At 32.8% G+C, this 17,962-nt stretch carries 16 protein-coding genes; 8 read left to right on the top strand and 8 right to left on the bottom strand.

Annotated elements, in window-relative coordinates:
* Positions 1-246: 246 nt before the first annotated feature.
* The gene (locus tag ACOQOS_RS09545; protein ID WP_420574738.1) at positions 247-627 is read right to left on the bottom strand and encodes a cyclophilin-like family protein; all 381 of its coding nucleotides are present in this window, start codon (positions 625-627) and stop codon (positions 247-249) included.
* A gap of 155 nt (positions 628-782) precedes the next feature.
* Here ACOQOS_RS09545 and ACOQOS_RS09550 point away from each other — a divergent pair, with 155 nt between their 5' ends.
* Positions 783-1,418, top strand: coding sequence for a carboxypeptidase-like regulatory domain-containing protein (locus ACOQOS_RS09550; protein ID WP_420574739.1), 636 nt, complete (start codon positions 783-785; stop codon positions 1,416-1,418).
* A gap of 558 nt (positions 1,419-1,976) precedes the next feature.
* Here ACOQOS_RS09550 and ACOQOS_RS09555 read toward each other — a convergent pair.
* The 5 genes from ACOQOS_RS09555 to ACOQOS_RS09575 all read right to left on the bottom strand — a co-directional run bounded on the left by ACOQOS_RS09555 (position 1,977) and on the right by ACOQOS_RS09575 (position 6,514).
* Positions 1,977-2,669, bottom strand: coding sequence for a Type 1 glutamine amidotransferase-like domain-containing protein (locus ACOQOS_RS09555; RefSeq protein WP_420574740.1), 693 nt, complete (start codon positions 2,667-2,669; stop codon positions 1,977-1,979).
* 436 nt (positions 2,670-3,105) lie between these two features.
* On the bottom strand, positions 3,106-3,534 hold the full coding sequence (locus tag ACOQOS_RS09560) for a hypothetical protein (protein WP_420574741.1): 429 nt from the start codon (positions 3,532-3,534) through the stop codon (positions 3,106-3,108).
* Between the two features lie 59 nt (positions 3,535-3,593).
* Positions 3,594-4,592 (bottom strand): GTPase ObgE, encoded by a 999-nt coding sequence (gene obgE / locus ACOQOS_RS09565; RefSeq protein ID WP_420574742.1) that lies wholly within the window; start codon positions 4,590-4,592, stop codon positions 3,594-3,596.
* A gap of 19 nt (positions 4,593-4,611) precedes the next feature.
* Complete coding sequence (locus ACOQOS_RS09570) at positions 4,612-5,418, bottom strand: DUF3050 domain-containing protein (protein ID WP_420574743.1); 807 nt, start codon at positions 5,416-5,418, stop codon at positions 4,612-4,614.
* Complete coding sequence (locus tag ACOQOS_RS09575) at positions 5,408-6,514, bottom strand: adenylate kinase (protein ID WP_420574744.1); 1,107 nt, start codon at positions 6,512-6,514, stop codon at positions 5,408-5,410. Before ACOQOS_RS09575 ends, ACOQOS_RS09570 begins: the two co-directional genes overlap by 11 nt.
* A 197-nt stretch (positions 6,515-6,711) precedes the next feature.
* On the opposite strand from ACOQOS_RS09575, the gene ACOQOS_RS09580 reads away from it, so the two are divergent.
* Together ACOQOS_RS09580 and purE are read left to right on the top strand one after the other, a co-directional pair.
* Positions 6,712-7,866 (top strand): 5-(carboxyamino)imidazole ribonucleotide synthase, encoded by a 1,155-nt coding sequence (locus ACOQOS_RS09580; protein WP_420574745.1) that lies wholly within the window; start codon positions 6,712-6,714, stop codon positions 7,864-7,866.
* 1 nt (position 7,867) lies between these two features.
* Positions 7,868-8,353: a 5-(carboxyamino)imidazole ribonucleotide mutase gene (gene purE / locus ACOQOS_RS09585; RefSeq protein WP_420574746.1), complete on the top strand. Its 486-nt coding sequence runs from the start codon at positions 7,868-7,870 to the stop codon at positions 8,351-8,353.
* Between the two features lie 542 nt (positions 8,354-8,895).
* Here the strand turns inward: purE and ACOQOS_RS09590 are convergent.
* Together ACOQOS_RS09590 and ACOQOS_RS09595 are read right to left on the bottom strand one after the other, a co-directional pair.
* Positions 8,896-9,705 carry a hypothetical protein gene (locus ACOQOS_RS09590; RefSeq protein WP_420574747.1) on the bottom strand — a complete coding sequence of 270 codons (810 nt, stop codon included), beginning with the start codon at positions 9,703-9,705 and terminating at the stop codon, positions 8,896-8,898.
* 77 nt (positions 9,706-9,782) lie between these two features.
* Positions 9,783-12,227 (bottom strand): LamG-like jellyroll fold domain-containing protein, encoded by a 2,445-nt coding sequence (locus tag ACOQOS_RS09595; RefSeq protein ID WP_420574748.1) that lies wholly within the window; start codon positions 12,225-12,227, stop codon positions 9,783-9,785.
* 163 nt (positions 12,228-12,390) lie between these two features.
* Between ACOQOS_RS09595 and ACOQOS_RS09600 the strand changes: the two genes are divergently transcribed.
* The 5 genes from ACOQOS_RS09600 (at position 12,391) to ACOQOS_RS09620 (ending at position 17,958) form a co-directional block, all read left to right on the top strand.
* Positions 12,391-14,424 carry a M3 family metallopeptidase gene (locus ACOQOS_RS09600; RefSeq protein WP_420574749.1) on the top strand — a complete coding sequence of 678 codons (2,034 nt, stop codon included), beginning with the start codon at positions 12,391-12,393 and terminating at the stop codon, positions 14,422-14,424.
* Positions 14,425-14,456: 32 nt separating this feature from the next.
* Positions 14,457-16,025 carry a hypothetical protein gene (locus ACOQOS_RS09605; RefSeq protein WP_420574750.1) on the top strand — a complete coding sequence of 523 codons (1,569 nt, stop codon included), beginning with the start codon at positions 14,457-14,459 and terminating at the stop codon, positions 16,023-16,025.
* Positions 16,026-16,139: 114 nt separating this feature from the next.
* Positions 16,140-16,643 carry a GbsR/MarR family transcriptional regulator gene (locus ACOQOS_RS09610; protein ID WP_420574751.1) on the top strand — a complete coding sequence of 168 codons (504 nt, stop codon included), beginning with the start codon at positions 16,140-16,142 and terminating at the stop codon, positions 16,641-16,643.
* A gap of 80 nt (positions 16,644-16,723) precedes the next feature.
* A complete protein-coding gene (locus tag ACOQOS_RS09615; protein WP_420574752.1) occupies positions 16,724-17,074 on the top strand; it encodes a hypothetical protein in 351 nt (116 codons plus the stop codon).
* Complete coding sequence (locus ACOQOS_RS09620) at positions 17,071-17,958, top strand: SAM-dependent methyltransferase (RefSeq protein ID WP_420574753.1); 888 nt, start codon at positions 17,071-17,073, stop codon at positions 17,956-17,958. The genes ACOQOS_RS09615 and ACOQOS_RS09620 overlap by 4 nt, the downstream gene beginning before the upstream one ends.
* Positions 17,959-17,962: the final 4 nt, after the last annotated feature.

Raw genomic sequence — 17,962 nt, forward strand, 5'->3', positions numbered from 1 at the left:
TCTAAGCGTCTGATCGAGTGGCGAATCTATGATTCGTTGTATCGAGATCTGTTATGAAACGATTGATATTCAAAGTACTTCTCGATACAATTTTCTATCGAAAATCACTCGAAGTGACGTTTTACAAACCGTCATTACGACGAAGTAATCTGTTACTAATTCATACACAAAATAGCATTCGAAACGAACAGATTGCCACAAGTTTCTATGAAATTTTCGCAAAGATGTATCAATGTATTACATAAGTTATCCTAACTGTACTTTCTCGCCTGTCTGTATCTGGTGAATAGCTTCATAGTTCACAACATGTCCAATTTTTATTCCCGGACTTGAAGTGCGTGGTTTTGTTGCGTCTCCGTAAGTTGTATTTCCATACATAAACAAAATTCCAAACTTAGTATCGTCAGTTTGCGATCGCCAATACACAACATCTCCAACATCAAAAACTTCACGTTCTTCACCGTTAAACGGAATGTCTAATCCATATTGATAAAAAAATACTTCTCCTTCAATGTGAGTTGCAACACCTTCTATGGTTTCAGCATTTTTTATTTGATTGATGATTCCGCAAGATTCATCCCAAACAATACTCAGTTTTGTAGTTTCAGTTTGTAAAATTGGTTGCATAAAAGCTAGTATTTTTATAAAAAGAGAAGTTCACTCATTAAAAAGGAACGTTCGCGTATTTCTTGTTTTATTAGAAGGAAAGATACAATAGTTTTGATTCACAATAAAACCAAAAACGGATTCCATCTTTTAAGGAAATCACAAATCCACTATCTATGAAATTAACTTTACTATTCGGATTATTTTTAAGCTTTTCTATGTGTTGCTTTGCACAGAAACATACAATTACTGGAACTGTATATGATGAAGCCAATAACGTATTAGCAAACGCAAATGTGATTGTAAAAGATTCTAAAAAGGGAACGATTACCAACGAGAAAGGTCAATTTTCAATGGATCTTGAGAAAATCAGTGCTTTGGAAATTTCTTATTTAGGTTTTGAAACGAGAAGCATTGTTATTTCAGATGAAAAAGAAGTCTCTATCACACTAAAAAGTAGCGCAGAAGCTTTAGATGCAGCAATTATTGTTTCAGAAGATTACAATCGTACTATAGGTTGCGGATTTGATTATAAGGTTATTTACATGACCGAAACGTATATTCCTATGAAGACTACGCTTTTCCCAAATCCTTCTGCTAACGGAATGTTTCAGCTACAGCTGAATGGTGATTTTACAACACTTACTGTGGAAGTCTATACAATGAACGGTCAATTAGTACAATCAAATACACATTCTAATCTTTCAAAAATTCCAGCGATTGATCTTTCAAAACAACCAAAAGGTTTATATTTGATTCGCATGAATGCTGATGGACTTCCGTTAGAAACTAAGAAAGTGATTCGAAGTTAAATTTAATTATATCAAAGCACTTCTCGATACTAATTTGCTACACAAATTCACTCGAAGTGACGTTTAGAATCAAAACATCACTTGATATGCAAGACTATTCGTGTACATATTTATAAAGTTATTTATTGATAGAACACTATTCGTGAATTCGTGACAAAAAAAATGATCTATAAAAAGCTTCTAGGGAATCAAAACGTTCATCACGAATACACGAATATCTTTAAGTACAATTAGCAATATGCTAGATATTTATTTTTCCATTAAAGTTATTTGTATTTGTCATAGAAATCGAAGTGACGTTTAGAATCAAAACATCACTTGATATGCAAGACTATTCGTGTACATATTTATAAAGTCAATTATTAACAGAACACTATTCGTGAATTCGTGACAAAAAAATCATATATAAAAAGCTTCTAGAGAATAAAAACATTCACCACGAATACACGAATATCTTTAAGTGCAATTAGCAATATGCTAGATATTTATTTTTCTACTAAAGTTATTTGTATTTGTTATAGAAATCAAAGTGACGTTTAGAAAAACGGACTGGAAAAACTACTCGAAAATCTCCGATTCCAAACGTTCTTCAATCACTTGATCGTCTTTTTTATAGACATAATACGAATGATTGTTTTCGTTTATCGACATTGCTTTGACAGGTTTTCCATTCTCAAATACAATTCCAGACAAATCATCACAAGCATAACCATCAGTTAAAATTCCATTGCCAATATTATGATGAAATAACGGACGACGTGATGCTTCCGAATGGTAATGTGGACAATGACTGAATGGTAAGAAATTGAAACCTTCTACAAAAGTGAGTTCTTTAGGTCTTGAATCTGTAAATCCTCCATTAAACCAACACAATGAACCTGCACTTCCGCCTGCCAAAACAATTCCGTTTTTGTAAGCTTTCATCAATGCTTTATCAATTTCATGCGCTTTGAGTAAAGTCATCATATTTAAAGTATTTCCGCCACCAATAATAATGGCGTCCATTTGCAATAAATAGTCTTCAAACGACCAATCTTGTGAACTAGAACTTATCCATATTTTCATAACATGTGGTTCTACTTCGATATTGTGACAGAGTTCATACCAATATTCTATATACCAAGGTGCATCGCCTGTAGCAGTTGGCAAAAAGCAAATACGAGGCTTCTTTTTTCCTGTAAGTTGTGCTGTATATTTTACAAAGTCTTGATTGACTTGTCCGCCGTAAACGAATAATGTTGGTGTTGTCATTTTTTGTGTTTGGTGTTTGGTGTTTGGTGTTTGGTGTTTGGTGTTTGGTGTTTGGTGTTTGGTGTTTGGTGTTTGGTGTTTGGTGTTTGGTGTTTAAAAAATACTTTTACATTTAATATTTAACGTTTTACATTTTAAATTTCTCTGATTTTTTTATCAGCTAACCTAGCTTTCTCAGACTTTACTATGATTATAATTTAAAATTCAACATGTATAACTTAACATTTTAACTTTATTATTTATTATTTGTTATTTGTTATTTGTTATTTGTTATTTGTTATTTGTTATTTGTTATTTGAAAATACTTTTACATTTAATATTTAACGTTTTACATTTTAAATTTCTCTGATTTTTTTATCAGCTAACCTAGCTTTCTCAGACTTTACTATGATTATAATTTAAAATTCAACATGTATAACTTAACATTTAAACTTTGTTATTTGTTTTTCCGTACAGCTATTTCTTTCGATTGATGCATTACATTTTCTTTGTGAAACAAATTTTTACGAAACTTGGTTGGTTTTTTATCATTTAGCAATTCGAGCTTTCCTTTTGCTTTGATGAGTTCTTGAAAATGTTTTTCACGCTGCTCGTATTGTGTTTTACTTGAATACGTAGTAATTAACATGAGATGAAATGGCGCTTCTTCAGAATAGGTTGTTTCCATAATTTCAAAAGATTCAATATACTTTTTCGCTATTGCCATTTGACGCAATACTTTCCAGTTATGCTGATAATAATACATCGCCTCTGCTCTATTTCCGTTTATGATTTGAACAAAGTCTACTGTGGAAACACGTTCATTTTCTTGAGCAACAGAAAACTGAATACTGAATAACAGTACTAAAAGGAATATTTTTTTCATGATGATTGATGATTTCTGAAAAAAAGATACAAAAAAAGCGACGTTGACGTCGCTTTTTATTAGTTGTTTAACATTTCCCAGAGTTTATCTTTTAACTCCATGATACCTTGTTGTGCCACAGAAGAGATAAACATATATGGAACGTTTAAATCTTTATCGAGTTCTTCGCGCATTTCTACCATCAATTCTTCATCTAACATGTCAGATTTTGAAATCGCAATGAAGCGTTCTTTATCTAACATCTCTGGATTGTACTTTTTCAGTTCGTTGATTAGAATGTCGTATTCTTTAGAAATATCTGCACTATCAGCAGGAATTAAAAACAATAATGTTGAGTTACGTTCTATGTGGCGTAAAAAATAATGTCCTAAGCCTTTTCCTTCAGAAGCACCTTCAATGATTCCAGGAATATCAGCCATTACAAACGATTTGTAATCTCTGTATTCTACAATCCCTAAGTTTGGCTTTAGCGTTGTAAACTCATAATCACCAATTTTTGGTTTTGCAGAAGTAATTACAGAAAGTAACGTTGATTTTCCAGCATTTGGAAATCCTACCAAACCAACATCTGCCAAGACTTTCAATTCAAAAATCACATCTATTTCTTCACCTGGAATTCCTGGTTGTGCATAACGTGGCGTTTGATTTGTTGACGATTTGAAATGCCAGTTTCCACGTCCACCTTTTCCTCCTTTTGCAATAATTCTTTCTTCTCCATGTTCTGTGATTTCAAGAATTATATTGTTTGTTTCCGTATCTCGAATTACTGTTCCAAGTGGCACATCCAAATACACATCTTGCCCATCAGCTCCAGTACTTCTGTTTCCGCTTCCGTGAGATCCATGTTCTGCTTTGTGATGTCTCTTTAGCTTAAAGTGAAACAACGTCCATAAGTTTTGGTTTCCACGTACAATAATATGTCCGCCACGTCCACCATCACCTCCATCTGGTCCGCCTTTCGCATTGTACTTTTCACGTAATAAGTGCATAGAACCTTTTCCTCCATTTCCAGAAGAAAGGTGCATTTTTACATAGTCTACAAAATTTCCATCAGTCATTGTATCTTTATTTTAGTCGCTAAGCGAATTCACGCTGCGAAGGTACTTCTATTTTGTGTTCAATTGCACTCCAGAGAGCAATTCTGTGTTGTAATGCTTGTTTGCTTACCGTAATACAATCTTGCCATTTTTGAACATCTGAGCCACAAAGTTCTTGTATCATTTGTAAAGCAAGTGGGCCATGTTCATCGCCATCAAGTTCAATATGTCTTTCTAAATAATAGATAAACTTATCTAGATTGACATTCATACTTTCTTGATCAATTCCTTTGACCATTTCCAGAAACATATTTGGAATTAGGTCTTCTCTACCAAATGTAAATACCGCTGCAATTTTGTGTACTTCTTGTGTTTCTATGATAGAAAATGTAAAGTTTACAAAATCTTGTACAGCTTTTGGCGCATTTACCGCGATCAAACTCTCCGCAATGGTTTTTCCTTCTGAAATATGCTTGATACAGGCTTCAATAGTTGTTGTAGTTGCCCCAGAAACTTCCATAGCTTCTACATACATTTCGTAATGACTCAATGGTTTTCCATTTTTGTCAATATCACTTTCTTCGCCAAATACAATTTCATTGATAAAGCGTCTTGTAACAGGATTTCCTTTTGGAATCCAAGGTAATTGCGTTTGTGTTAAGTGTATTTGTAATGCTTTTAACAAGGACATAAAATCAAATACAGCAAACACATGATATTCCATAAATGTATTTAACGCAGGTACGGAATTCACTTTATTATATAAAGAATGTGCCACTATTTGTTGTTGTAGTGGCGCTAATTCTTCTGTGAGTTTTTGTATGTATATTTCTTTGTTATAGAGCATCGATAACTGTACTTAAGCGTACGGTAATTTCTTCAATTGTTCCAATACCGTTTACATTATGAAACTTATTTTGTTTTGTATAATAGTCAATTAATGGAGCTGTTTTTTGATTGTACTCATCAAAACGATTTCTAATTTTTTCTTCATCTTGATCATCTGCACGACCACTATCTTTTCCACGCTCTAATAGACGTTGTGTTAAAATTTCTTCGTCAGCTTCTAATGCAACTGTTGCAGAAATTCCCATATCTTTTGTAGCTAGGAAATTATCTAGTGCTTCTGCTTGTGCTGTGGTTCTTGGGAAACCATCAAAGATAAATCCTTTTGCTTCTGGGTTTTTCTCTACTTCCGCTTGTAACATATTGATCGTTACTTCATCAGGAACTAAATCTCCTTTATCCATAAACGACTTAGCTAATAGACCTAATTCTGTTCCGTTTTTAATGTTGTATCTAAAAACGTCTCCTGTAGAAATATGTACTAAGTTGTATTTTTCTTTTAAGAAATTTGCTTGTGTTCCTTTTCCAGCACCTGGCTTTCCGAATAAAATTAAATTAATCATGTTGTGTGTATGTAATTGATAAACTTCGGGTAGATTTCTTCCCAATTCATCATAGTCCAATCCGTAACCGACAATGAATTTGTTAGGAATTTCCATCCCGATATAATCTATTTTGTGTTGTTGTTGATATGCTTCTGGCTTAAAAAATAAAGTTCCAATTTTAAAATCCTTTACTTTTTTTGCTTTGAATATTTTGTGTAATTCGTCTAAGGTATTTCCTGTATCAATAATATCTTCTAAGACTACAACTGTTCTTCCTTCTATATTTTGTGAAAGTCCGATCAATTCTTTAATGTCACCTGAAGAAGAGGTTCCATGATAAGAAGATAGTTTTATAAAGCTCATCTCACAAGAATATGGATAGACTTTCATAAAATCTGAGAAAAACATAAAAACACCATTCAAGATTCCAATAAAAATAGGCTGTTTATCTTTTAAATCTTCTGCCATTTCTGAAGCCATTCTAGCGACAGCTTCCTGAATTTGAGTTTCAGAGATGAATTTCTTGAAATATTTATCGTGTAATTTAATCACGTTTTAACTATGTTTTTGATAAAAATACACCTTTAGTTTTAATGTTTTAAAAGCTTCCTTTTATCTGTTGATGTCTTCTAAATTATGATACTTTATCATTTTGAAAGGTGCAAAGATACAAATTGATTTATGAATAACGTTTAACGAGTTTACTTTTACCATTTTAGATTTGTACTTTTGTACAAAATATGAATCCCATGAATTATTTCTCCTCTAATTTTAAATTAGGAATTCTAGGTGGCGGCCAGTTAGGAAAAATGCTACTTTATACCACACGCAAGTTTGATGTGTATACTTCTGTTTTAGATCCAAGTGCTGAAGTGCCTTGCAAAATAGCTTGTAATGATTTTCATCAAGGCGATTTGATGGATTTTGATACAGTGTATAATTTTGGTAAGAATGTAGATGTCTTAACCTTCGAAATAGAACATGTAAACGTTGATGCTTTACAAAAGTTAGAAGATGAAGGTGTGCATGTATATCCATCTGCAAAAACGCTACGAACAATTCAGAATAAGGGAATTCAGAAGCTTTTTTATCAGAAACATGGTATTCCAACGGCTCCTTTTTCAATTTATATGTCGTTAGAAGAATTGATGCACAGTGTAGAGAATGAAGTGATTTCAATTCCGTTTGTGTGGAAAAGCACACAATTTGGTTATGATGGAACTGGCGTAAAAGTAGTTCGCACCATTGAAGATTTAAACAGTTTGCCAAACGTAGAATGCATGTGTGAAGAGTTGGTTGATTTTAAAAATGAACTCGCAGTGATTGTCGCTAGAAATGTTTCTGGCGAGATAAAAACATATCCTGTTGTAGAAATGGAGTTTCATCCAGAAGCCAACCAAGTAGAATATGTAATTTGCCCAGCAAGAATTTCTGAGGATATTCAAGCGAAAGCTAAAAAAGTAGCCTTACAAGTTTCGGAAGCATTGCAACACACAGGAATTTTGGCAGTTGAGTTGTTTCAAACGCAAGACGATGAAATTTTAGTAAATGAAGTAGCTCCAAGACCACATAATAGCGGACATTACAGTATTGAAGCTAGTTATACAGATCAATTTGAACAGCATATTCGCGCAATTTTGAATCTTCCGTTAGGAAATACAGCAAGTAAAGTGGCTGGAATTATGGTAAACTTAGTTGGCGCAGAAGGACATACTGGAGATGTTGTGTATGAAAACATTGAAAGAATCATGCAATTGGAAGGTGTAACTCCGCATATTTACGGAAAGAAGCAAACACGTCCGTTTCGTAAGATGGGACATGTAACTATTGTAAACGAAGATGTTACAGAAGCTCGAAAAGTAGCCGCAACAGTAAAACAAACAATCAACGTAATTAGTAAATAATATGGCAAAAGTTGGAATTATTATGGGAAGTACAAGTGATCTTCCTGTAATGCAAGAAGCAATTGATATTTTGAAAGGATTTGACATCGAAGTTGAAGTCGATATTGTTTCTGCACACAGAACTCCAGAGAAGTTATTTGATTATGGGAAAAATGCACATACACGCGGAATTAGTGTTGTGATTGCTGGTGCTGGTGGTGCAGCTCATTTACCTGGAATGGTGGCTTCTTTGTCTCCGCTTCCTGTAATTGGAGTTCCTGTAAAATCTAGAAATTCTATTGATGGTTGGGATTCTGTATTATCTATTTTACAGATGCCTGGCGGTGTTCCTGTAGCAACCGTTGCTTTAGATGGCGCTAAAAACGCAGGAATTTTGGCAGCACAAATTATTGGAAGCTCTGATAAGTGTGTACTAGACAAAATTTTAATGTATAAAGAAGGATTGAAGCAAAAAGTGATTGAAGGCGCAAAAAAAGTTGCTCAATAACTAACAACGATATATTCTAAAAATAACAAAAGCCGCTTCGAAAAGCGGCTTTTTTATCTTTACAAACCATTCAAAAATAAAACTAACCTACCATATTATTAATCATTTTTTACCCCAAAATAAATTTGGATAAAGTAGTTTGTATTGATGATTCAAAAGTATCGTTTCGCAAGCTTTTTCTACTTTTGAAATCATTTAAAATTCGTTTTCTCGATTAAATGCACAAACTTTTCGACGAAAGGTATTTCTAACTTAATCTACATACTTTAGCTTCATTTTTTGTCATAAAAAAACCCTCTAAGGAATTCTTAAAGGGCTCTATCTACATCAACCAATCCATTTTAATTATAATACAGTTAATTAGGGCTATCAACATCATAATCATGCGTCAAGTAGGTTACATATATTATACTATCATGAAAAAAAATTATTTCTACTAAATCAACAAGACAAAATTCTTAATTATCTAGCAATTCGAATAATTGGAAAAAGTGTTTTTATTTTGAATCGACAAAATGCATTAAAAATCGATAAAATGTAGATTATCGTGTTTGTTTTGCAATTTTTTTGGTGATTTTCACTCCAGAAGTCGTTGTAAATTGTAGAATGTAGACTCTGTTAGTCAAACTTTTAGTTGTAATTTCTTTTGAAAATTTAGAAGATATAATTCGTTTTCCAACAATATTGAAGATTTCTATAGTTGAAATATCTGTACGATTGGTTTCAAACTTTAGCGTATTTTGAGAGAAATAAGCATTTATATCTTTAGAAGCTATCGATGTTTCATGTATATCTAATGTATTACGATAGTCCAAATTAAGGTAGAAACGATTGTGTATTTCTCCTGTAACGCCAGAAAATGTGTATCCGCTTTGTCGTAAATCTGTGAATATGTTTTCTTGTGTATCTTCTAGAATAATATCAAAATCTGGGCTTAAAAATTCTGCATCTATTGATATTGTATACATACCATCTGAAGTAAGTTCACAACCTAAAGGAACTTGCGTATCTAGATTCGTTAATTCTGGTAAAGCTTGTATAGAAAGTTTTGTAGTTCCTAGAAAAGAATAAAATTCTATCGCAGCACCTTCGTTGATAAATGGTCCATCAAAACCATCATCATAACCTGTAGTTCCTTCTGGAATAAATCCTAACAGAATAGTTACAAAAGAGCCATTTCCAGCTAATCGTAACGAAATACGACCGTCTGTAGGACTACTTTTTAGATGCGCCTCCTTTACTCTATTTATGTATTCTTTATAGGAATTTAAAGGAATTTCACATCCTTGTCCATTACACAAAAAGAGTATTCCGACACAAAAGATAATCGTTAAAAAATGTTTTATATTCATGACAGAGATAAGTTAGGTATTGATTCTTTAATCTCTGTGACAATAATAAACAAATTTTACTTTTTCGTAAGCCTTTTTTAGGACTTTAATATTTTTTTTGTCAGTAGTAAACCATCTTCTGAAGTATACTGTACAAGATACACACCTTTAGATAGTTGTGGCATTACTATCGTATCTGCATATTCGCGTTGTAACAATTTCTTCCCAGAGATATCATATAGTGTAATTGTTTCAATATCTGTTCGATTTGTAATCGTTTGTAATGTATCTCCTTTAAACAATACACTTACTTGGTCAGTTGTCAACGCTGCATCTTCTATACTCAACGTATTTCTATATTGAGCTTTTAAGAAAAAACGATCGTTTTCTTCTGTAGGACTCGTTGTGAATGAATATGACGTTTGTCTTAGGTCTGTAAATGTATTTTCGTATCTATCTTCTAAAACAATATCAAAATCTTCTGATAAGTATTCTGCATCAATTTGTATGGTGTACGTTCCGCTTGACAATACTTGGTATCCTAACGGAATTTCCATGTCAGTATCTACTAATTCTGGAAATGCTTGAATAGACATTTTACTGTCAGTTAAATAAGAATAAAATTCAATTCCTGCACCTTCATTAATAAATGCACCATCGTAAGTATCGTCATATCCTGTAGTTCCTTCTGGAATGAAACCTATAAGTTGTGTAGCATACAATCCTCCGCCTGACAAACGTAACGATAAACGTCCGTCTGTTTGACTATTATTATTTGCTGATTTTCGTGAGATCATTCCTCCAGAATTTCCGCCTGGTCTAAAGAATTGTGTATTCTTCGCAACAAGTCTGTGCGTATTTTTGAAAGTTACAGTTCCGCCTCCTGTTTTTGCTTGTACTGCAAATCCTTGCGCAGTTCCTATGTTTCCATCTGCTGCTCCCAAAGGATTAGACCCTGTATTATTGTATTCTATATAATCGGAAGCTAAGTTGTCACCAATAGGCGCGTCTGTTTGTCTCCAATAATACACTGTTCCTTGAATTACATCTGAGTTATCGGCTTGAAATGATTCCCAATCGATTGCCGAAGGATAAGGGTTTCCTATAATGTTATAACCAGATTCGCTGGTATTTGGATCAACCGTGTAATATACAGGTTCTGTAATATCTCCATTGTTAACTGTACCATCAAATTCTGCAGTTTCTACGTTAAAGTGATTTGCTCTGAAGGCATATCCTCTTCCGACTTCCATTTCTGTATGATCATTATTCCAAGCTGCGTTTGTTGCAGAGGCATTCCAATAATAATCATATCCGCCTACATTTGGAAAAATAGTAGCAATTGTAGCGCTTGCTTCATCTATTGGTGTTGACCAATATGAATAAAACATAGCATCGGTATAATTAGGAGAGTCACGTTTTACAATAAAGTTTCCTGTTCCTTTAACTGCTCTATTTTCTCTAGCTAATAAAGCACCGTCATTTTCTACAGTAATCGTTCCATCATTACTAAGATCGTAATACACATCTAAAGTTGCTCCTGCATTTACGGTAATACTTGCAGTTGCTTCTACTGTAAGTTCTCCAACAATTGTATGTGCGCTAAGTACTGGATAATTTGTTGATGAAGGAATTAGAACTGATTCTAACTTGGTAGCATCGGGAGCGTTTCCTCCTATCCAATTACTTCCATTAGTCCAACTTGTTGAACTTGCTGTAGACGACCAAGTAACTACTGTTTTATTACTTGCTGTATCTGTAGTTACAGCATCATTATCATCTAAGTATGTAATCGTATCACCATCTAAGGCAGCAACTAAGTTATCTGTTCCAACTGTTGTTATTAATACGTCTTTGTTATCGTCAATTTCTGTAACTGTTCGTACATCATCCCAAACTCTAAACCCCCAAATAGATCCTGCAAAGTAATAATTAGAATTAGATTGATTATTATTGTCAAAACAGTATTCTGAGCTTCCTCCTGAAGTCCAAGTACTACAATTAGGATAACGTACATTGGAATCTGATCGTCCAAGATTGATATCTCCTGAATGACTTCTAATTTCAAATCCAGCGCGTGAATCCATCAATGTTCCATCTAAATACCATTTCATATTTGTATTATCAGATGCTGCAATTGGGTCATTTACTGGAACAGCCAAATTATCAAATACTAATGCTACATGATACCAAGTATCATCACTTATAGGTTCTCTAAAGTATGTTCCATTCCAACGTGGGCTGTAATCTCCACTTGATCTGTTGTAAGCTCCAAGTACCACATAATCATTTTCTACATATATGACAATTCCACGTGAACCACCACCTTCTTTGTAAATAATTTGTCTGTTTGTAGCATCATCAACTTTAAAATAACCCTCTACCGTTCTATTATTAACAGTTACCGTGTTAATATTATCTGAATCATTTAGTTCTATATAATCATCTACCCCATCTAAATAATAACCATCTGTTGGAGGCTGTGCCATCATACTAGTCATTACTAACATAAATAGGCTAAATATTTGTAGTCTCTTCATCATTGGGCTTTTTTTATTATTATCTACGTAAATTCTTTATCTTTGGTTTTAAAGAATTACTCAAAAATATTTTGTTGAATAAATCTATATACTTTGTTGTAAAAATAACCTTTTCCTACAAAGTTGAAAATTGGATTTCGACGAAGTGATCAAATAGACCGATTAAATGACAGTTTTAAATACAAAATTTCCCACAAAACATACAACAGCACCTTTTTCTAAAATAAACGTAAATGAGTTTCAGCCTGCGATTGAAACAGAAATTAAACGTACAAAAGAGGAGATTAATGCCATCACTAAAAATGAAAGCATTCCTACATTTGAAAATACTATTGAAGCTTTGGAATATTCTGGAGAACAATTGGACCGTATTACAAGTATATTTTTTAATCTTAATTCAGCAGAAACCAACGAGACAATTCAAAAGTTAGCACAAGAAATTTCTCCAAAATTGACTGAACTTTCTAATGATATTACACTTAATGAAGCTTTGTTTCAAAGAGTAAAAACTGTATATGAGCAAAAAGATTCTCTGAACTTAACAACAGAGCAACAAACATTGTTAGATAAAAAGTTTAAATCCTTTTCTCGAAATGGAGCAAACTTAGCTAGTGAAAAGAAAGAAACGCTTCGTGAGATTGATAAAAAACTCTCTAAATTGAGTTTGACTTTTGGCGAAAATGTATTGGCTGAAACGAATAAATTTCAATTACACTTAACAGATAAAAAGGATGTTGCTGGAATACCTAATGGAGCTTTGGAAGCTGCAAAAGCAGTCGCGAAAAGTGAAGACAAAGAAGGTTGGATTTTCACATTAGATTATCCTAGTTATATTCCATTTATGAAATATGCTGAAAATAGAGCATTACGCGAACAATTGGCAACTGCTTTCGGATCAAAGTGTTTTAAAAATGATGCATTAGACAATCAAGCAAATGTGTTGGAAATTGCAAAGTTACGTCATCAACGAGCTAATCTGTTAGGATATGAAACACATGCGCATTTTGTACTAGAAGAACGCATGGCAGAAACACCTGAAAAAGTATTTTCGTTTTTAAATGAACTTTTAGAAAAAGCTAAACCTGCTGCAGAACGCGAGTTTCAACAATTATCAAATTTTGCTAAAAAACGAGACGGAATTGATCAATTACAAAGTTGGGATAGCTCGTATTATTCAGAAAAATTGAAGCAAGAACTGTTCAATTTAGATGATGAAAAATTAAAACCATATTTTAAGCTTGAAAACGTAATTGATGGTGCATTTACTGTTGCCAACAAGCTATTTGACTTGCGTTTTGAACAAGTCTTTGATATTGATGTATATCACGAAGATGTAAAAACATACGAAGTATTTGACGCTCAAAACAATTTCGTTTCTGTATTTTATGCAGACTTTCATCCTAGAAAAGGAAAACGAAATGGCGCTTGGATGACTTCTTACAAATCGCAAAAAAGAAAAGATGGAAACGTAGAGCGTCCGCATGTATCTATTGTATGTAATTTTACAAAACCTACGGAATCAAAACCTTCGTTATTAACATTTAATGAAGTTACTACACTTTTCCATGAATTCGGACATGCCTTACACGGAATGTTAGCAGACACAACCTATCCAAGTTTAAGTGGAACTTCAGTGTTTTGGGATTTTGTAGAATTGCCAAGTCAGGTATTAGAAAACTGGTGCTATGAAGCAGAAGCACTTGCTATCTTTGCCAGACATTATGAAACTGACGAAGTAATTCCTATGGAATACATAGAAAAGATTAAAGCTTCGGCAACCTTCTTAGAAGGAATGGCGACTTTACGTCAATTGAGTTTTGGTTTGTTAGATATGAGTTGGCACGGAATTGATCCGAGTTCAATTACAGACTTAAAAACACACGAACAAGCTGCTTTTGATAAAACACGCTTGTTTCCAAGTAATCCTAAAACAGCGATGAGTACTGCTTTTTCACATATATTTCAAGGTGGTTATTCTTCTGGATATTATAGTTATAAATGGGCAGAAGTATTAGATGCTGATGCTTTCGAATATTTTAAAGAACATGATATCTTTAGTAAAGAAATTGCTTCAAAATTTGTCACGCATGTATTGTCTAAAGGTGGAACAGAACATCCAATGACATTATATAAACGTTTCCGCGGAAGCGAACCAAAACCAGATGCTTTATTAAAACGTGCTGGCTTATTGGCAAATTAAAACCAAATAATAAAGTTCACTCAAAACATACTATGCGCTATACAAATTATCTTTTCCTATTGCTTCTAGTATGTTTTGGGTGTAAAAATAATACAAATACATCTACTAAAGAGAAATCAATTTCAGCCACTGAAAAAGCAGCGAACTTAACATATCTTGATTCAATACAAATCATTCAAACTGAAAAGCCATTTCGAGTTCCACAATATCATGTTCATGGAAAACTAATCACTCAAAAAGAATTTCAAGAACTTCAACTAAATAAAACTTCCTTAACATATAATCCGAAGCAAGAATATCGATTACTCGCGAGTCTCAATCCTACAGCTAACGTTAAGACATTACTTTTAGGAATTACAGATACTGTTAATTTTGGAACAACTTATATTGTCACCTATAACAAAAACAACGAAATAGTTGGACTAATGTTGACAGATTCTCATGGTAAAAAAGGAGGTTCTACCACTAGAACATACATGTCTGGAAATGTACTCTATATTGAAGATGATTCTTTAAATACTACTATAGAATACATTATTAGAAAAAACGGAATAATTCAGCCAAGTAATAGAGCTGTTACCTTTAAACATTATCGATATTTAGGAGAATTTCAAGGAAACTTATCTCAAATGCCACAACAAACAGTAAAAGCACAAAATGGTTTAATTATTAGAGATTCTGTTGGAAAACCTATTGGCAAACTACCTTTTGGAAAAACAGCTTATATTATTGATTACACCAAAGATTCCATTACTATAAAAGATGAAGGAAAAACAATAAAAGCTCCAAAAGCCAGAATCATTCTTGATCCTACAAAAGTAACGCAGGGAAAAGATTTCTATATTGAACCATCTAATATTGGTTATGTTTTTGCAGGCTTTTTATATGACTTTTATGAGAATGCTAAAGATGAAAATTCTTTGTATGCATATGAATATTTAAAGCTTGGCACTACTCCTGATGATGAACATGCTAATATTGATCTCAGAGAAATATTTGACATCAAACGTGTACATTATAATACGTATAAAAGTAAGGCTCAAAAAAGCTTCAAAACACCTACAATTGATACCACTTATAAAAAAGGAAAAATACTTACGCTGCCTTTTGAAAATGGTAAAAAACTAATACTTAAAGATTCAACATACAAAACAGAATACAATCCAACACGAAGTTTCAATGTAGTATTCCATAAAGATTTTCCAGACTCATATCTGGTTAGTGAACGTATGTTTTTTATGAACGAATTATATACGATTCTCAACAAAAAAACAGGCGACACAATTCAACAGTTTACAGGTTATCCATATATATCTCCCTCAAAAAAGTATAGTGTTGCAGTTTTTAATGAGTTTGAATGTATGCAGCAAACATTCATTGTTATAAATAAATTGAAAGATGGTCGTTACCAAAATTACGCTTCTTTACAAACAAACTCCTGGTCATACCCTTATAAGTTAGACAAAAATAACATGATGATTGATGCATTTTCTATACATTGGATTTCTGATACTGAATTTATTGTATACGCTAAAAATCCAGAAGAATGCGACATGACAAATCCGACAGATTATTTCTATTTAAAATATCGCATCAAATAAAAATTGCCTTGATAAGTACCCTATAATCATAGTTTTTCTTCTTCAAACAATCTTTTTATCAAAATAAACTTTCAAAAATTATTGAAAGTTTAAAAATTATTATACATTTGTACTATGAATTACAAAGAAGCAAAAGGCAAGTTTATACAAACATGGGGTTCATTAGGAACTTTATGGGGAATTAATAAAGCAATGGCACAAATTCATGCGTTACTTTTAATTTCTCCTGAACCATTATCAATGGAAGATATTATGGAAGAATTGCATATTTCTAGAGGTAATACAAGCATGAACTTACGACAATTAATTGATTGGGGAATTGTGTTTAAAACATCTGTTGTTGGCGAACGAAAAGAATTCTTTTCTTCCGAAAAAGACATACAGGAACTAGCAAAACAGATTGCACGCGAACGCAGCCGAAGAGAAATTCAACCAACATTAAAAGTACTCAAAGAAGTAAGTAGTATTGAAGATGACGGGTCTAAAACTACGCAAGAATTCATAAAGCAAACAAAAGCGCTTCATGAGTTAGCAGAAACGGCAGACTCCATTATGAATCGAGTCGTAAACCAAGAGGCAAATTGGATCACTAAAACGTTCATTAAACTCTTAAAATAAAACACGAAAGGAATTCATTTTCCTTTTTTATTTCAAACAAAGTTTCAAAAAATATTGAAACTTTAAAAAATACAATAGTTATGAAATTCATTTATTATACCAACAACATTTTTTACTACATCACCTTAGCACTGTATTTAACGATTATTTACGGAATGTTCATGCAAATATTATTAGGAGGAATTCAAATTATTTTATTCTTCGTATTACTATTCAATTTTGATAAGTTTTCTGAAAAAATAAAACAGCATCTTTCTATTTATGGCATACTCAGTACCATATTTCTATTGTGCTTTTTTTATTGGGTAACTATTGGAGAAGGTTCTCCTTTATCAGGAACTCTCACAATGTGTTTAATCATATTGCTTCCAATGAGTCTCGGAACATATTTCACTTACATCGTATATCAACTTAAACAACAAGTATTATGAAAAATCTATGTCTACTCACCTATTTAAAAAAGGAAATCCAGAAACCTTCTAACAAAGAACAAGTCATTGATTTTTATAATGAAGCTACCGAAGATTATAGTTTTTGGAGCAAAGACTTAAACATGCACTTTGGCTATTTTGTTCCTTTCAAAACCTGTGTATTCAGACGTGCAGGAATGCTGAATGAAATGAATCGTGCTGTATTTGAACGTTTACAAATAAAAAATAAAAAGAAACATATTGTTGATTTAGGTTGTGGTATGGGCGGCTCTATTCGTTACGGAATTGCAAAGTATCCAAAAGTTGCTATTACTGGATTAACGATTACACCTTTTCAAGTTGAAAAAGGAAATGAACTTCTAAAATCTAGTAGAGGAACAATTCTCAATAGGGATTACACCAATACTTGTTTCCCTGAAAATTCATTTGAAGGAGCTATGGCAATTGAAAGTTTGTGTCACTCAGGTTGTAGCACAGAAGCTTTACAAGAAACCTATCGAATTTTAAAACCAGGTTCCACTTTTGTCATTGCAGATGCCTTCACAAAAAAAGACGTCAACGAAATGAATCCACTTGCAAAATATACATATCGAAGCTTATGCGAATCTTGGAGTTTGGAAAGTTTAGCAAATATTCATCGCGTAAAAGCAGATTTAGAAAAACTAGGTTTTAAAAACATTAAAGTTCAAAATATTTGGTACAGAGTTGCGCCTTCTGTCTTACATGTTCCATTTACAATTAGTGGATTTATTCTAAAAAAACTATTCAAAAAAGAACCACTAAAAACAGAAAGTATGAAAAACCTAAAAGGTTCGTTTGCAGCTCTTTTATCAAGCTTAAGCTTAAAAAGTTTTGGATACTACATCATTACAGCAACAAAATAAGCAG

The sequence above is a fragment of the Kordia sp. genome (genome assembly GCF_965224175.1).
Taxonomy (GTDB): Bacteria; Bacteroidota; Bacteroidia; order Flavobacteriales; family Flavobacteriaceae; genus Kordia.

Bases quoted from the DNA above. Each gene is read 5' to 3' on its own strand.
- ACOQOS_RS09615 (WP_420574752.1), top strand. From the start codon at position 16,724: ATGAAATTCATTTATTATACCAACAACATTTTTTACTACATCACCTTA.
- ACOQOS_RS09570 (WP_420574743.1), bottom strand. From the start codon at position 5,418: ATGCTCTATAACAAAGAAATATACATACAAAAACTCACAGAAGAATTA.
- ACOQOS_RS09555 (WP_420574740.1), bottom strand. From the start codon at position 2,669: ATGACAACACCAACATTATTCGTTTACGGCGGACAAGTCAATCAAGAC.
- ACOQOS_RS09605 (WP_420574750.1), top strand. From the start codon at position 14,457: ATGCGCTATACAAATTATCTTTTCCTATTGCTTCTAGTATGTTTTGGG.
- ACOQOS_RS09590 (WP_420574747.1), bottom strand. From the start codon at position 9,705: ATGAATATAAAACATTTTTTAACGATTATCTTTTGTGTCGGAATACTC.
- ACOQOS_RS09595 (WP_420574748.1), bottom strand. From the start codon at position 12,227: ATGATGAAGAGACTACAAATATTTAGCCTATTTATGTTAGTAATGACT.
- ACOQOS_RS09545 (WP_420574738.1), bottom strand. From the start codon at position 627: ATGCAACCAATTTTACAAACTGAAACTACAAAACTGAGTATTGTTTGG.
- ACOQOS_RS09560 (WP_420574741.1), bottom strand. From the start codon at position 3,534: ATGAAAAAAATATTCCTTTTAGTACTGTTATTCAGTATTCAGTTTTCT.
- ACOQOS_RS09580 (WP_420574745.1), top strand. From the start codon at position 6,712: ATGAATTATTTCTCCTCTAATTTTAAATTAGGAATTCTAGGTGGCGGC.
- ACOQOS_RS09620 (WP_420574753.1), top strand. From the start codon at position 17,071: ATGAAAAATCTATGTCTACTCACCTATTTAAAAAAGGAAATCCAGAAA.
- obgE (WP_420574742.1), bottom strand. From the start codon at position 4,592: ATGACTGATGGAAATTTTGTAGACTATGTAAAAATGCACCTTTCTTCT.
- purE (WP_420574746.1), top strand. From the start codon at position 7,868: ATGGCAAAAGTTGGAATTATTATGGGAAGTACAAGTGATCTTCCTGTA.
- ACOQOS_RS09600 (WP_420574749.1), top strand. From the start codon at position 12,391: ATGACAGTTTTAAATACAAAATTTCCCACAAAACATACAACAGCACCT.
- ACOQOS_RS09550 (WP_420574739.1), top strand. From the start codon at position 783: ATGAAATTAACTTTACTATTCGGATTATTTTTAAGCTTTTCTATGTGT.
- ACOQOS_RS09610 (WP_420574751.1), top strand. From the start codon at position 16,140: ATGAATTACAAAGAAGCAAAAGGCAAGTTTATACAAACATGGGGTTCA.